We start from the raw sequence: 15,282 nt of genomic DNA, 5'->3' as shown, positions 1-15,282 counted from the left end.
AGAGATTTAATTCCCAATATTGTGATGTGTTATTGGGTTTTAGGAAAAATTCAAAACAGGTTTCTTGCCCAAGTTCGCGTTTGCGGCTAGGTTGATTGACTAGGGGAGGAATAGCCAATTGTTCCAAATTTCCTGTAAGTTGGTAATGGAGTGAAAGAAGGCGATCGCAGCGAGAAATTGCCCCAGAAATTGTTAGATTATGATGCAAAATATCAGAGGGAAAGGGAGATAATACAAATTTTTGCATTGATTTTATTCAATTATCGCTTAAACATTCTTGGATCAGATCGCGAATAATGCTTTCTTGTCGCTCAATACTTTCTACCAGTTTAAATTGAACCATAGCACGATTCAAGTTATGTTCTGGATATTTAACCTTAAAATAAACATTTCCTGCGAGATAGTCACTAAAGAATCTTAATCCTAATTCAAAGGCGATCGCGCGAATACTATCGTAGAGATAAGCATAATCATTTTCAGTTAAAAAACTCTGCGCCATTGATAAATAGCCTTGTAAAATAGCTTGACACAGATCGGTATTAAAAGAAACCTCGTCCCAGTTTTCTGTTTCTTCTCCGAGAAGATTGCACCCCGATCGCAAACAATCCCCAATATCATAGTGAACTAAACCGGGTTTAATGGTGTCTAAATCTACCATGGCGATCGCCTGTCCGGTACTTGCATCCATCATCACGTTATTGACCTTGGGATCGCCGTGAATGGGACGCAAAGGCAGTTTTCCGAGTTGTTTGGCATCTTCTAAAATTGTTGCCCAATGGCGGCGATTTTCGACGAATTGCAGGGTGTATTTAACTTCAGCAGTTGTAGAGGGGGAAGTTTTTTCTAAAATGCGATCGTACTGCTCTAAATAACGGGGTAAAATATGAAAGCCTTCTAAAGTATCCGCTAATTCTTCACAAGGAATATTGCTTAAAAGCGTATGAAATAATCCTAGTCCATATCCTACTTCTTTGGCTTGCTGGCTATTCGTAATTATATCATAAGTTTGTCCTTCAATAAAACGAATTGCCCGCCAAAATCCCCCTTCGCGATCGCGCCAATATTCCTGACCTTTTTGAGTTAATAATATAGACGGAATTTCCCATCGGCGATCGGGTTCTAAATTGATTTTTTGGAGATTTTCTGGGGCGCGATCGCAGAAAACCCGCATATTTTGCATTACCAATTCTGGTTGCGAAAATACTTGTGTATTGATGCGCTGTAAAATAAAATAGCGTTCCTCAGAAGCATCTAAACTTACTCGAAACGTTTTATTAATATTGCCATTGCCAAATTCTTGAACTTCTAGAATCTGGCGATCGGGTTTAAATTGAGAGGCGATATTAACTAAAAAATCTAATTCCATTTTTATACTTCTGTAAGGTGGATATTGCCCACCTTACATTGAAGATTATCCTTTTTTCAACCAGCTAAACATTGCCCGTAAATCCTTCCCAACTTCCTCAATAGGATGTTCGGCTTCTTGACGACGCATTGCCGTAAAACCGGGCTTTCCTGATTGATTTTCAAGGACAAATTCTCGGGCAAATTGTCCCGATTGAATCTCCGAGAGAATCTTCTTCATTTCTGCTTTAGTGTCTGCATTCACCAAGCGCGGACCTCGCGTATAATCGCCATATTCCGCAGTATTGGAAATGCTATCTCGCATGGTTGCCAAACCGCCCTCTACTACGAGATCGACAATTAATTTAACTTCATGGAGGCATTCAAAATAAGCCAATTCCGGTTGATATCCTGCCTCAACAAGAGTTTCAAAACCTGCTTTAATTAAAGCACTCAAACCGCCGCATAATACAGTTTGTTCTCCAAACAAATCGGTTTCAGTTTCTTCTCGGAAAGTTGTTTCTAAAACCCCCGCCCGAGTGCCACCAATGCCTTTTGCATAGGCCATCGCGCGATCGCGTGCCTGTCCAGAAGCATCTTGGAAAACCGCAAATAAACAAGGAACTCCTTCTCCTTGTTCGTAAGTTCGGCGCACTAAATGACCGGGACCTTTCGGCGCAATCATCACTACATCAACATTGTCTGGAGGGACAACTTGCCCAAAATGAATATTAAATCCATGAGCAAAAGCGATGACATTTCCATCGCTTAAATTGGGTTCAATTTCATCAGTATAGATTGCTTTTTGTACTTCGTCAGGAAGAAGAATCATAATCACATCAGCAGCTTTAGCCGCATCAGCGACGGAGTGAACTTTTAATCCGGCTGCTTCTGCTTTTTGGACAGATTTACTGCCCGAATATAAGCCAACAATAACGTTAATACCGCTATCCTTTAAATTCAACGCATGAGCGTGACCTTGAGAACCATAACCAATAATTGCAACGGTTTTATCTGCGAGTAGGTCTAAATTAGCATCTTCGTCATAATACATTCGTGCCATAAAACGATCTCCCGAGTTTAATTCTGAAATGACGGACAAGCATCAAATTATACCAAACAATTCTCAATTCTCAATTCCCGATTTTCAATGAGTAGCGGTTCTTTTTGTCTCAGTTTGTTGCGATCGCCAAAATTAGCGATCGTTTTTTTCGGTCATTTTTTTACCATATTTACGAATTAGCCAAAAAGCGACCCCGATCGCCAGCCAATAGGGACTAAAGGCGAGTAACCAGAGGGTTAATTTCAGCAAACCCGTGGTCAAAGAACTCACCCCATACACCGCATTGTCCCAAGTTTCCCCCAGTTGACCCCCCAAGGGCTGCGATCGCGGAATGGTGGTGGTTGCGGTTTCCAAGTTCACAAGAATAGTTGAAAAAGAGACGCGATCGCGCAAGTTTTTCTGTTGTGCATCAATTTGCTCAATTTGCGCCCTTATATTCCCCAATTCTTGCGCGACTTTGAGGACATCCCCCACAGAACCAGAACGATCCATAATTTTCAGTAGGGACTCTTCCTGTTTTCGCAGATTTCGCAACCGCGCATCGAGATCCACCAGTTGATTGCTCACATCTTCCGCACTTAAAGTTTGTCGTTGAGGAATTCCCAAGTCTCCAATCTCAGCAAGCACCCGATCTAATCGCTGTTGAGGTACCCGCAAGCGCAGAAAAGCCCGATGGCGATCGCGGACATTGCTGGGTTTATTATTTTGCAACTCGAGAATATCCCCTTGGTTGCGCTTAACTGTATCGGTAATTGCTGTCACGATCGCGTCAATGGATTCCACTTCTAAATCGATTTCTGCGGTTTTAACCAACTGAGGGTCTACTCTGGGAACATCCTCCCCGGCGACTGCGGCGACTTCTTTGGCTTCCTCTGTAGCATCTTGGGCTATATTTTGTTCCATCCCAGCAGGGGCTTCCATTTTGCTCATTTCTGGGGCTGAAGCGCATCCCGTAAAGGCGAGACCCACACAGGCGATCGCGCCGAAAATTTGCGGTTTCATGGCTGTAAATCCTTATTTTCAATTTATCTTTGATTATGTTCGACACGACGGTTGATAGTGTTCAAGTTACAAAATTTGTAACCATCGAAACCCATTATTTCTCCTCTTCCTCAAACCCGATCGCCCCATTTTCCCAATAGGCGTTATCCTTGGAGTTTTCCTCCAATACAGGTGGGTTAATATCCTCGTGACAATAAATTTGAATTTGGTTTAGGCGAGGACCTTCCGCCGAAATAATTGTTAAATCCAGATTTTCATAGGTCAACATTTCCCCTTGAACGGGAATTTTTTGGAAATGGTAGAGCAGAAACCCACTCAAAGTATTATATTCCTGGTTCAGGGGAAAATTAAAGCCCAATTCCTCATTCACTTCCTCCAAATCCATCTGTGCTTGCACTAAAAATGTGCGATCGTTGAGGATTTGATAATCCGGTTCTTCCTCACCTAAATTTTCCGGTTCTTCCCCGATAATTTCGGCGATTAAATCTTTTAAAGTAATTAGTCCCGCCGTCCCGCCAAACTCGTCCACCACGATCGCCATCGCCAAATGCGATCGCTGCATCAAGGGTAAAAGGTCCCCCAGAAAGGTTGTTTCTGGGATGAAGCGGGCGGGTTTAACCCAAGGGGCGATGGGGGTATCCTTCTCTAATCGATCTTCTGCGAGAGGGACGGAAAGGGTCTTAAAATCAATAATTCCGACAATATCATCTAAAGATTCCCCAGTGATGGGATAGCGAGAATGCCCTGTCTCTGCTACTAAATCGACCAGTTCAGCAAAGGTTGCTTCACGGTTTAAGGACATTAAACTGGTACGGGGAATCATCACCTCTCGCGCCAAAACTTCGCCAAACTCGAAAACATTTTTTAATAATTCTCGTTCTTCTGCTTCTAAACCCGTCGATTCTCGTTCCGTGGTAATAATTAATTGCAATTCCTCTGGGGTAACGCGGGTGTACCAACCTTGACCCAAATACTGAACCCCCACCAAGCGCAATAATAATCGCGTCGAATGGTTGAGGGTCAAAATAAAAGGATTGAAAATGCGGGCGATCGCCCAACTCGGCGGACCCAATAAGCGTGCTAAACGCTCGGAATAAAGCAGGGCTAGGGATTTTGGACATAATTCCCCTAAGACAATTTGTAAGTAGGCCACCCCAAAAAAGGCGAGGGGAACCGAGAAGGAATGGGCGATCGTTAAGGTTATTTCCTCCGGTAAAGGTAGATGCAGGAGAAAGCCTCGAACCAGAATAGACGCATTGCTTTCACCGATCCAGCCCAAGGCCAAACTCGACAAGGTAATACCGATTTGCGTGGTGGAGAGTAACCGCTCAATCTGTCGCTGTAGTGCCTGTACCGTCCTCGCCGGAACATCTCCCTCTTCCACCAGTTGGTTGATGCGCGATCGCCGCACCGCCACCATGGAAAACTCTGCTGTCACAAAAAAAGCATTAATGACAATCAACAACAGGACTGATAATAACTTCAGCCAGAGATCGTGTCTCAGAATGCCCGCCGCTTCCTCCACTGTTATTTCCAATGATTAATTCCCGATTGCTCCTTAACGCTTAATCGGAATTTTAGCTAAATTCAATTCTAAGTTGCGATCGGGGTAATCCGTTAGGGTTAAGGATAATTCTTTCGCATCTTCTAACAAAGCGGTGGGAATTTTAATCGTTCCCGAGAAGTTTTTCCCATTGGCGGGTAATTCTCCTGGCAAACCATCGGTAATGGCGCTCAGAGCGCGTCCTTGGTCGTCTCTGACATCGAGGAAACTATATAAAAATCGCACGGAATCTTCACTCTCATTTTTAAGATCGACATTTAAAACCAAAGAACTTCCTTCTTGTTTTCCTTCCACGATCGCCAATGTCACCCCGCGATCGCTGTCTTTAATGGGCAGAATTTCCCCTAAATCGGACAATTTATCCGATTTTTCAGCAGAAGTCTCTTCTTCTTCCTGCTCTGAAGAAATTGCCCCTTCTTCGTCCTTGTTTTCCGGGTTTTCAGACTCCGCAATGGGTTCGGGGATGACTTTCCCGTTAATAATATCTTCGGCTTGCTTGAGCAGTTCTGCTTCCGTGAGTAAAATTTTTAATTCTTTATCGGTTGATTCGGGGTTATTATTCGACAGTTTTTTTGTGGGACTAATATCGGGTTGGGTCACGCCTTTTAAGGCTTCGCGACCGAGGGAGTACCCTAAAAAAGCACTGGCGGTTCCAGCAAGGGACATCAGGGACAGCAAGGCGATCGTCAGGGCTACAGTTGAATTGGTTTTCATCAATTCTCAAAAAATAATTATTTATTATCAACTAACAATGATAATTGAGTCTTCCCACTTCAGGGAGAGAAACATTATAATGGGGTTTGATTTGACCAGGGTTGGCCGAGCGGTTTAGGCAGCGAACTCATAATTCGCCCCAGGCAGGTTCAACTCCTGCACCCTGGATAAGACCAGTTGATATTCTTCTGGACAACCCAGAAATTTAACGAAGGGGAAAACGCTCAAAACCAAACTCGCTACCGGGAACCGGTTGTGATGGACGCAGATAGGTGGGATTGCTGAGGGTATTGGAATTAAAAGGACTCGGCATATCGGGGGTGCGAATAATTGGACCGCTCCAAAGTTGCTGTCGCCAAACGTCTACATAAAGTTCGTGAGCGAGTTGACTGTCGCGAGTGACTTCAATTTCGGGAAACCCCGCAATCCCAAAGAGCCAATCTATCTGCCGTCCCGTGGTAAATGTTGTGGAAAACGCATCTTGAGAGCGGTGGGTAATGGCTTCGTCAAAAGCCTCGGGGATGGTTTTAAAGGGGATGGGATGGGAACCGACGGACTGAGCCAGGACGGACGGAACAGAGATCGTTGTCGAAACGGTTAGGGCGATCGCGCTGGAAAGAGTGGCACTGAGCGCGGCAATCCCCAAGGAACTTAAAGGAATAGACATGATTAGGCGATCGACGAGGGTAAACGGTCAACAAAAGTTTGGATTTATTTTAGCGTAGGATTTGCTCTAGCAGATAGTCTCGTCAATAACAAACCGTATTCAATGCCTTCTACAACGGCTTGATAAGACGCATCGATGATATTTGTAGAAACGCCTACCGTCGTCCAGCGTTGCTCTCCATTACTGGACTCGATCAACACGCGAGTTTTCGCTGAAGTTCCCGAATTACTATCGAGAATTCGCACTTTATAATCTGTAAGATGAAAAGTAGCAATTTCCGGATAAAACTTCCCTAATGCTTTCCGCAACGCTGCATCAAGGGCTGAAACTGGACCATTTCCCTCGGCGACTTCTAATAAGTCTTCCCCTTTCACATTCACTTTAATAGTTGCTAGGGCATTACTGCTAATACTTTGAACGCCTTGTAAAATATCGCAAGTCACTTGAAAACCTTTTAGTTCAAACATTTGCTGGCGCTGTCCCAAAGCCGATCGCATCAACAACTCAAAACTGGCTTCAGCCGCTTCAAATTGATAGCCGTCGCGTTCTAATTCTTTCAGTTGGTTTAAAAGTCCCCGCGCTGTGGCATCTTTTGGCTCTAATTCAATGCCAAAATTGCGAGCTTTGGAAACAATATTACTCATTCCCGCTTGGTCGGAGATAACGATGCGCCGCTCGTTCCCAATCGATTCGGGGTTAATATGTTCGTAGGTCAGGGGATTTTTCTCTACCGCAGAAACATGAATTCCACCTTTGTGAGCGAAGGCAGAAAGACCGACAAAAGGTGCGTGTTCGTCGGGGGCAAGGTTGGCAATTTCGCTAATTAAACGACTGGTTTTAGTCAGTTGCGTGAGTTGTTCCTCTTCAAGGCATTGATAGCCGAGTTTGAGTTGTAAGTTAGGAATGAGGGTACAAAGATTGGCATTACCGCATCGTTCTCCATAGCCATTCATGGTTCCTTGTATCATACACGCTCCTTCCAGGACAGCAGCAAGGGCGTTAGCAACGGCGGTTCCGGAATCATTGTGAGTGTGAATGCCAAGTTTCGGCGCTTCACTATCCTGGGTTAATTCGGGAAAGGCGGCAAAAACTTCTCCGACTATTCTGGTAATTTCATGGGGTAGCATTCCGCCATTGGTATCGCAGAATACTAACCATTCTGCTCCTGCTTCCCAAGCTGTTTTGAGGGTTTTGAGGGCGTATTCGGGGTTTTTTTGATAACCGTCGAACCAGTGTTCTGCATCGTAGATGACGCGACGGCCTCGAGTGCGGAGATACTCGATGGTATCGCGAATCATGGCTAAATTTTCGTCTAAACTGGTTTTGAGTCCTTCGGTGACGTGCAGATCCCAAGATTTACCAAAAATTGTCACCCATCGCGTCCCCGCAGCGAGGATCGCCTGTAGCATTTTGTCTTCTGAAGCGAGTTTGTTGGGGCGACGAGTGGAGCAAAAGGCAACAATTTCTGCTTGTTTGAGGGGTTTTTCTTGCAGTTGCCAGAAAAATTGTACATCTTTAGGATTGGCTCCCGGCCATCCGCCTTCGATGAAGGGAATGCCCATATTATCCAGTTTGCGGGCAATTTTGAGTTTGTCTTCAATGGACAGTGCTAGTCCTTCTCGTTGCGCTCCATCTCTGAGGGTTGTATCGTATAGCCAGATGCGATTTTTCATGGTTTAAAAGCAATGTTTAATAGTTGATAGTTGATAGTTGATAGTTGATAGTTGATAGTTGATAGTTGATAGTTGATAGTTGATAGTTGATAGTTGATAGTTGATAATTAAATTGATTTAGGCTGCTGCTGAGGTCTTCGCGTCTTCTTCGTGTTCGACTCGGAAAACGGTTGCGTAAAGATTGGCAATAATTTGTTTTCCAGATTGGGTTAAATTTAAGTATTTTAATGCTGTGTGGAGGTAGGGATAAACGGCTTTCCAATAAAAGCTGGGATAGTTGGCGCGCAATTCTCCTGGGTTTTTATAACCGAGAAATTTATTCGTGCCAATTTCTTCAAATTCGTAGAAAAGTGCGGGGATTTTTTGCAGATAGCGAGGGTCGCTTAATTGACCGATTAAATCTGCTCCTCGGACTAAACCGGGGTAGTTTTCCGTATCTTTATGATCTTCGTCAGCAGGGACGGGAAAACGAGTTAATTCAATATTTTCTTTTAAGATTTCCGCATCAATTAATTTATGACCGCCAAATCTTTCTTGGACGAATAATTTACCGCGATCGACGTGATAGGGGGCCAAACTGGCATCACTCGCACCCGCAGGAAGCTGAATCATGCGATCGCCAATTCCTGTTGCATAGCGATTACTAACCAGATCGTCGGGACGACAAACTCCTTTAACATAGCCAATATCATGACATAAAAGTGAAATCTGAAAGTGTAACCAATCTTCCGGGGTTGCACCGCCATCTTTAATGTGCTTGCCGCGCAAAATTTCTTGTCCCACAAGAGTGACAAAAATGGTATGCTCGACATTGTGGTAGAGCGCATCGCTATTGGCAATATTTTCGAGAGCCATCGCCGCAGCCCAAGCGATGATCTCCGCATATTCGGATTTCCAGCCACCATAGGTTCGACGATAGCCAGAGGTTAATTGTTGAACAAGATTATCGATCAGTAAATTGGTCGCAAGGAACATAGCTCGGACTGTGATAAACGATAAAGGGAGATAATAAGAGAGAGAGAATTAGATGGGGTAATCTCGGCGATCGCCAGATTTGCGAGTTAGTAAAAATGGTTGTTAGATCAAATCCGGTTAATGGTTATAACAAGCGGGCAAGATGCCCACGCTACTGTAATGATTGAATATTATCGTAGTGGGAGCGTCTCACTCCCTAGGTTTTTTACTACGGTTAATTTTCTGGATTTGATATTAAAAACTCGACTTAGGGATATTGTAACGGATTTAGCTTGCGTTTTCCAAGCAGGGTTAGACCCCAATAAGTAGAACAGGAAAAACGAGATTGACAGCAAAACAAGAGCATATTTTTTTTGCTGAATAAAGAAATATCATTAGTTTTCCTGATTTACTATCTAGTCAAACCTTAGCATTTTAAAATTGTCAACAGTGATAAGGCTATAATCACAATATTATCTTGATAATTCGCTCTCGTCGATTAACTATAGCGAATGTTGAGCCAGAAGTTAAGTAAAGCTGCACTAACTTTACGGCATACGCGCGATCGCCCTGAATCTCAAAAACGCTTAACAGAACTTCAAGAAGCGATCGCACTTTGGGAAATTTCGCATCGGGGTTTGCAACAAGGCGATCGGAAGTTAGGGCTTCCCGGCCAAAATAGCGAAAAAGTGACGCAAATGTTTGCGGCGATCGAGCCTCATTATCAAGCAATGCTCATTGCTGCAAAAAAAATTGTTACTACTCTTCAAGACAATATTCAAGACAATAATTTGCCTCTTTGGAGCGCCAATCTTATGATATCATTTTGATGGATGTACAAATGCCAGAAATGGATGATTTTGAAACAACTCGTGAAATTTGTTAGCATTAAAATACAATAATTGCTTATGTCTCAGTTTGCCATTAAAATCGAAAACCTAGGAAAAAAATATATCATCGGCCATCAACAACAGGATAGTCACTTATTACGTTATGCGATCGCCAATCAAATCAAAAACTGGAAACGCCAGCTATTTACAGGTAAAGATAAAAACAGAAATCTTGATGAATTTTGGGCATTAAAAGATATTTCTTTTCAAGTTAAACAAGGCGATCGCGTTGGCATTATTGGACGAAATGGCGCAGGAAAATCAACTTTGCTCAAACTTCTCAGCCGCATTACCGAACCCACAACGGGACGCATTCGACTGAGAGGAAGAGTGGCCAGTTTATTAGAAGTAGGAACAGGATTTCATCCCGAACTAACTGGACGAGAAAATATTTATCTCAATGGTTCAATTTTGGGAATGGGAAAGACAGAAATTAGTAAAAAATTCGATGAAATTGTTGCTTTTGCTGAAATAGAACGCTTTTTAGATACTCCCGTCAAACGCTATTCTTCGGGAATGTATGTTCGTCTTGCTTTTGCAGTTGCTGCCCATTTAGAACCGGAAATTTTAGTCGTTGATGAAGTTCTAGCAGTTGGAGATGCAGCCTTTCAAAAAAAATGTTTGGGGAAAATGGAAGATGTTTCTGAAAGAGAAGGAAGAACTGTTTTATTTGTTAGTCATAATATGGCCGCTATTCAGCAGTTAACTCACCAAGCCTTTGTTCTTCAAGAAGGACAACTAATATTTTCTGGAGCAACAGATCGAGCGATCGATTATTATCTTAGTGGAGCAATGAATCGCTCTTTAGTGGTGTATAATATGGAAAATGTCTCCCGTCGTCATTCGGAGTTAGACAGGGAAATTGAATTTTTAACATTAGAGTTAGAAAACTATCCCAACAAACTTGTTCCTGCTGATGCAGACCTACATCTAAAAATTGCTGTAAGAGCAAATAAACAACTGGAAAGTTTTCGTTTTAGTATGACGATTTTCCGAATTGATGGTAGTCCTGTCGGTAGTATGTTTGCCCCAGAATTCCCTTCAATTCCCAAAGGTTCTTCGGCCTTTTTTAGAATTATTTTGCAAGATATTCATCTTGCTCCTGGAATGTACTATTTTGATATTGCGACAGGAAAAGGAAATCATCGAGAAGGCCACATAGACTTTGATATCATTAATGATGTCTTACATTTTGAAGTGATGCCTCCCGAGGGAATTGACGGAACTCAAGCAGGTTGGTATTCAGGTTGGGGATCGATTCGTTTTCCCGAACCTCAAATTATGAAGATTGAATAATGGTAATTAAATGTTGAGGGATTTTGTATAATACTCTTAACTTTGATAAAGTTTGTTAGTAACGTTTGTTATTTATATGTCAGAATCTATTGATTACAGCCAAATTGACTACAGTAGACATTATAATCAGTGGCACTCCGATACGCCAGAACATTTTGAACAGATGAAGTTTTATTATCAAAAACTTCTCGGTAAATTTCTACCTTCAGATTACCAGAGTTCTATTCTAGATATTGGTTGCGGTCAAGGATTCGCAATGATGACTTTACAAGAACTTGGTTACAAGACAATTGAAGGAATTGATGTCGATGAACAGCAAATCAATTTTTGTTTGCAAAAAAAATTGAAGGTGACACAAGTTGAGGATACGATCGCTTTTTTAGCAGATCGCAAAGAGAAATATCACTTAATCTTGTTATTAGATGTTTTAGAGCATATTCCCTTAGAAAAACAACTCACTTTTACAAGAAAGATTCAAGAAGCATTAAAAGAAGGAGGTCAATTAATTGGGACAGTCCCCAATGCTAATTCTTCTTTAGCAAGTCGATGGCGTTATATTGATTGGACGCATTATTTAAGTTTTACAGAATACAGCTTAGATTTTCTTTTGTTTAATGCAGGTTTTCAAGATATTTGTATTTATGAAACAGAGTTCTTTGATGCTCCCAATTTTAATTTTCTGTTCAGTCGTGCTATTTTGAAAAAGTCCTATTGGAAGACATTACTTCACTATTTTATTTTTCGTTGTGTTCGTTACAGTCGCCGCTTGACCGCGATCGCAGAATTAAGTTGGGAACAAGGTTTAAAAATTCCTTTATCTTTAAATCTATTAGTGAGTGCGAGAAAATCGGAAACAATCGATTCTCATTTAGAAACATGAAAAAAGTATATTCGTTTGATATATTTGATACAGTATTAGTCAGGATTTGGGCAAAACCTTGCCATTTATTCTGGAAATTGGGACAAGCGTTAAAAGAAAATAATTTATTACCTATTTCTGTAGATTCTTGGTATGAACTGCGAAAAAATACCGAACAAAAAGTTCGCCAAAATTCTGCAAGAGAAGAGATTACCTTAAAAGAAATTTATGGAGATTTGTCTCTTTTATTAAATTGGTCGAAATGGGATATTGAAAAAGCGATCGCATTAGAAATCGCACTGGAGAAAAAGAGTCTATTTCTAGTACCAGAAATATATAATTGCATTCAACAACACCGTCAAGAGCAAGCTAAAATTATTTATATTTCTGATATGTATTTACCAGAATCAACCCTTAAAGAGTTATTAGAAATACATAAAATATGGCAAAAAAAAGATTCTTTATATGTCTCTTCAACCTATAAATCAACCAAAGCATCGGGAAAACTTTTTACGGATTGTCTGCACCAAGAATCTTTACAAAATAGACAATTAATTCATACCGGTGATAACTTTTATTCAGATGTTCAAGTTGCCAAAAAACTAGGCATTCAGGCACATTTATTTACCAAAACAAATCTCAATCGTTACGAAGACAAAATAGCCAATCATCCTCAGCTTTCTCTTGAATTTCGTTCAATATTAGCCGGAAGTAGTCGCTTAACTCGATTAAGTAATTTTAATTTAATATTCTCTCAAAGCGTAATTTGGGAAATTGCAGCCAGTGTTATTGCACCTGTTTTATTTGGTTTTGTTTATTGGTGTTTGCAGTCAGCACGCGATCGCGGTATTGAAAGACTTTATTTTATCGCTCGAGATGGACAAATTTTATTAAAAATTGCCCAGATTATTTGCCAAAATTGGGGCTATTCTATAGATTGTCGATACTTATATGGCTCTCGTCAATCGTGGCATTTTCCAGCTATTCAAGAAATTGGAAAGTATGAGTTAGAATGGTTATTCGATCCAACTTCTTTTTTATCTATTGAGTCTCTCTGCAAACGAGTTCATTTAGAACCAGATGAAATTGAAGTTCCCTTAAATAAGTCTGGATTTCCTCGTTTCCGTTGGACGGATAATTTAAAAGTCCATGAGAGAGAATTATTGAAAAGTGTTTTTCAAACCCAAGAAGTCACTAATATTATTCTCAAAAGAGCATTAAAATTTCGAGAGAATGCTTTAGGTTATTTTCATCAAGAAGGTCTGGCCAATCCGGTTTATTTTGGTATCGTTGATATTGGTTGGAATGGACGCTTACAATATTCTTTAAGTCGTTTATTAAACAGTGGTGGAATTTATCCCAAAGAAGGAATATCTGGTTTTTACTTTGCACTGTCTCGGCGTTTTAAATGTTTTGAAAAAGAACAGTTATTTGCCTACTTTTCAGATGTAGATTGTCCCCACGATCGCGATCGCTTATGTTATTATCGAGAACTTTTTGAACTTTTTGTAGCTGCGGATCATGGAGGAACAGTATGTTTTGAAAATAATAGAGGGATATATTATCCTGTTCTTCGTTCTCAACTTAACCAACAAGCTATTCAATGGGGACTTAAAACACAACAGGAAGCAATTATAAAATTTTGCCAAATATTCACGCAAAACCTAAACAAAGACAGTTATTCTAATGAGTTGGGTTTGAAAAGTGCTGAACTTTTATTAAAGGAATTTATCGATCATCCCAATCGTTTAGAGGCAGATATTTTTGGTTCTTTTCAAGTTTCTGAGGATCAAAATGAAACTAAATTTCACGAACTTGCACCAAAATATACAATCATTGCAAGTCTAAAACGCCTAATTTTAAATCGAGATAGCTATCATTCTATCTGGTTTCCCGCAGTTCAAATTCGAGGTTCTTTTATCGCTAGAATTCTCATCAGTCCTCTATTTTTAAAAATTAGATTTTTTTTAGTCCAACTCTTTGTTAAATTAGGTAAATTTTTAAATCAGAAAAATATTAAATAAATTCCATGAACATTTTACAAATCAATCAATCTGATATTTCTGGAGGTGCAGGAATTGCAGCCTATCGGTTACATCAAAAACTCCTCGATCGCGGAATTGATGCAAAAATGTTAGTCGGAGAAGCAAAAACCAATAGCGATCGCATAGCCAAAATTTCCAGAAATCAATGGCTAGAAAATCAGCTTTCTCGTTTCAATCGCCGACTGAGTTTAAATTATCTTAATATTCTTAGCAGTTTTGCAATTCCCAAGCATTCTTGGTTCCAAGAAGCAGATATTATCAATTTTCATAACTTACATACGGGATATTTTAACTATTTAGCGATTCCTCAATTAACTCAAGCAAAACCTAGTGTTTATACTCTCCACGATATGTGGAGTTTTACCGGACATTGCGCCTATAGTTATGATTGCGATCGCTGGAAAATTGGCTGCGGAAAATGTCCTTATCCCAACGAATATCCAGAAATTCAACGAGATAGCACTCCTTGGGAATGGAAGTTAAAAAACTGGGTTTATTCTCATTCTCATTTAACAATTGTTACTCCCAGTCAATGGCTTAAATCTTTAGTTAAAAAAAGTATGCTGAAAAACTTTCCTGTTCATCACATTCCCAACGGTATCGATCTGGATATTTATCAACCCCTCGATCGCCAACAATGTTGCGACTTATTAGGACTTAATTCTGATAAATTTATTCTACTTTTTGGGGTTGAAAACCTAACTTATCGTCGCAAAGGAGGTGATTTACTGTTGAAAGCATTATCTTATCTATCTACATCTTTGCAAAAGAAAATTATCTTACTTTCTTTTGGGAATGGAGGTGAAAAAATAGCAGAAACGTTAGGAATAGAAAGTATAAGTTTAGGATATGTTTTTCACGATCGCTTTAAAGCGATCGCATATTCAGCAGCCAACGCATTCATCCTTCCTACTCGTGCAGATAATCTCCCTTTAACTATACAAGAAAGTTTAGCTTGTGGAACCCCCATTATTTCCTTTAATATTGGAGGAGTTCCCGAGTTAGTCCGTCCTGAAATTACGGGATACTTAGCAAAACCAGAAGATGCGCGAGATTTGTCTCGGGGAATTGTAAAATTGTTAGAGAATGAAACATTGCGATCGCGTTTGAGTGAAAATTGCCGCAAGATTGCAATTAAAGAATATTCTTTATCTCTCCAAGTCGAACGCTATATCGAACTTTATCAACAGATTATCCAAACTTCTTAATCA

At 40.6% G+C, this 15,282-nt stretch carries 13 protein-coding genes, 1 tRNA gene and 1 pseudogene; 6 read left to right on the top strand and 9 right to left on the bottom strand.

Annotated elements, in window-relative coordinates:
• From VB714_RS00800 to VB714_RS00775, 6 genes and pseudogenes are all read right to left on the bottom strand, one after another.
• Positions 1-247, bottom strand: a pseudogene (locus VB714_RS00800) (hypothetical protein); the annotation flags it as partial.
• 9 nt (positions 248-256) lie between these two features.
• Positions 257-1,366 (bottom strand): aminoglycoside phosphotransferase family protein, encoded by a 1,110-nt coding sequence (locus tag VB714_RS00795; RefSeq protein WP_323220186.1) that lies wholly within the window; start codon positions 1,364-1,366, stop codon positions 257-259.
• Between the two features lie 45 nt (positions 1,367-1,411).
• A complete protein-coding gene (gene ilvC, locus VB714_RS00790) occupies positions 1,412-2,437 on the bottom strand; it encodes a ketol-acid reductoisomerase (RefSeq protein ID WP_323220192.1) in 1,026 nt (341 codons plus the stop codon).
• A gap of 102 nt (positions 2,438-2,539) precedes the next feature.
• Positions 2,540-3,409, bottom strand: coding sequence for a DUF4349 domain-containing protein (locus VB714_RS00785; RefSeq protein WP_323220184.1), 870 nt, complete (start codon positions 3,407-3,409; stop codon positions 2,540-2,542).
• 94 nt (positions 3,410-3,503) lie between these two features.
• Complete coding sequence (locus tag VB714_RS00780) at positions 3,504-4,946, bottom strand: hemolysin family protein (RefSeq protein WP_323220182.1); 1,443 nt, start codon at positions 4,944-4,946, stop codon at positions 3,504-3,506.
• A gap of 21 nt (positions 4,947-4,967) precedes the next feature.
• Entirely contained in the window at positions 4,968-5,687 is a 720-nt protein-coding gene (locus tag VB714_RS00775) for a hypothetical protein (protein ID WP_323220180.1), read from the bottom strand.
• A 95-nt stretch (positions 5,688-5,782) separates the two neighbouring features.
• Between VB714_RS00775 and VB714_RS00770 the strand changes: the two genes are divergently transcribed.
• Positions 5,783-5,855, top strand: a tRNA-Ile gene (locus VB714_RS00770).
• A gap of 37 nt (positions 5,856-5,892) precedes the next feature.
• Here the strand turns inward: VB714_RS00770 and VB714_RS00765 are convergent.
• From VB714_RS00765 to VB714_RS00755, 3 genes are all read right to left on the bottom strand, one after another.
• The gene (locus tag VB714_RS00765) at positions 5,893-6,354 is read right to left on the bottom strand and encodes a hypothetical protein (protein WP_323220178.1); all 462 of its coding nucleotides are present in this window, start codon (positions 6,352-6,354) and stop codon (positions 5,893-5,895) included.
• Positions 6,355-6,398: 44 nt separating this feature from the next.
• Entirely contained in the window at positions 6,399-8,027 is a 1,629-nt protein-coding gene (gene cimA, locus VB714_RS00760) for a citramalate synthase (protein ID WP_323220176.1), read from the bottom strand.
• A gap of 117 nt (positions 8,028-8,144) precedes the next feature.
• On the bottom strand, positions 8,145-9,002 hold the full coding sequence (locus VB714_RS00755) for an Npun_R2479 family HD domain-containing metalloprotein (protein ID WP_323220174.1): 858 nt from the start codon (positions 9,000-9,002) through the stop codon (positions 8,145-8,147).
• A gap of 491 nt (positions 9,003-9,493) precedes the next feature.
• Here VB714_RS00755 and VB714_RS00750 point away from each other — a divergent pair, with 491 nt between their 5' ends.
• The 5 genes from VB714_RS00750 to VB714_RS00730 all read left to right on the top strand — a co-directional run bounded on the left by VB714_RS00750 (position 9,494) and on the right by VB714_RS00730 (position 15,279).
• On the top strand, positions 9,494-9,811 hold the full coding sequence (locus VB714_RS00750; protein WP_323220172.1) for a type IV pili methyl-accepting chemotaxis transducer N-terminal domain-containing protein: 318 nt from the start codon (positions 9,494-9,496) through the stop codon (positions 9,809-9,811).
• Positions 9,812-9,889: 78 nt separating this feature from the next.
• On the top strand, positions 9,890-11,167 hold the full coding sequence (locus VB714_RS00745) for an ABC transporter ATP-binding protein (RefSeq protein WP_323220171.1): 1,278 nt from the start codon (positions 9,890-9,892) through the stop codon (positions 11,165-11,167).
• Positions 11,168-11,243: 76 nt separating this feature from the next.
• Positions 11,244-12,047, top strand: coding sequence for a class I SAM-dependent methyltransferase (locus VB714_RS00740; RefSeq protein ID WP_323220169.1), 804 nt, complete (start codon positions 11,244-11,246; stop codon positions 12,045-12,047).
• On the top strand, positions 12,044-14,050 hold the full coding sequence (locus tag VB714_RS00735; protein WP_323220167.1) for a hypothetical protein: 2,007 nt from the start codon (positions 12,044-12,046) through the stop codon (positions 14,048-14,050). Before VB714_RS00740 ends, VB714_RS00735 begins: the two co-directional genes overlap by 4 nt.
• A 5-nt stretch (positions 14,051-14,055) precedes the next feature.
• Positions 14,056-15,279 (top strand): glycosyltransferase family 4 protein, encoded by a 1,224-nt coding sequence (locus tag VB714_RS00730; protein WP_323220165.1) that lies wholly within the window; start codon positions 14,056-14,058, stop codon positions 15,277-15,279.
• Positions 15,280-15,282 lie beyond the last annotated feature (3 nt).

Source organism: Spirulina sp. 06S082, from assembly GCF_034932145.1.
Taxonomy (GTDB): Bacteria; Cyanobacteriota; Cyanobacteriia; order Cyanobacteriales; family Spirulinaceae; genus CCY15215.
Note: the sequence above shows the minus strand (reverse complement) of the source record. Positions and strands in the feature narration are given on the sequence as shown.

Excerpts from the sequence above, each read along its gene's own strand:
- VB714_RS00730 (WP_323220165.1), top strand. The coding sequence starts at position 14,056 with ATGAACATTTTACAAATCAATCAATCTGATATTTCTGGAGGTGCAGGA.
- VB714_RS00740 (WP_323220169.1), top strand. The coding sequence starts at position 11,244 with ATGTCAGAATCTATTGATTACAGCCAAATTGACTACAGTAGACATTAT.
- VB714_RS00735 (WP_323220167.1), top strand. The coding sequence starts at position 12,044 with ATGAAAAAAGTATATTCGTTTGATATATTTGATACAGTATTAGTCAGG.
- VB714_RS00755 (WP_323220174.1), bottom strand. The coding sequence starts at position 9,002 with ATGTTCCTTGCGACCAATTTACTGATCGATAATCTTGTTCAACAATTA.
- VB714_RS00795 (WP_323220186.1), bottom strand. The coding sequence starts at position 1,366 with ATGGAATTAGATTTTTTAGTTAATATCGCCTCTCAATTTAAACCCGAT.
- cimA (WP_323220176.1), bottom strand. The coding sequence starts at position 8,027 with ATGAAAAATCGCATCTGGCTATACGATACAACCCTCAGAGATGGAGCG.
- VB714_RS00785 (WP_323220184.1), bottom strand. The coding sequence starts at position 3,409 with ATGAAACCGCAAATTTTCGGCGCGATCGCCTGTGTGGGTCTCGCCTTT.
- VB714_RS00775 (WP_323220180.1), bottom strand. The coding sequence starts at position 5,687 with ATGAAAACCAATTCAACTGTAGCCCTGACGATCGCCTTGCTGTCCCTG.
- VB714_RS00765 (WP_323220178.1), bottom strand. The coding sequence starts at position 6,354 with ATGTCTATTCCTTTAAGTTCCTTGGGGATTGCCGCGCTCAGTGCCACT.
- VB714_RS00750 (WP_323220172.1), top strand. The coding sequence starts at position 9,494 with ATGTTGAGCCAGAAGTTAAGTAAAGCTGCACTAACTTTACGGCATACG.
- VB714_RS00745 (WP_323220171.1), top strand. The coding sequence starts at position 9,890 with ATGTCTCAGTTTGCCATTAAAATCGAAAACCTAGGAAAAAAATATATC.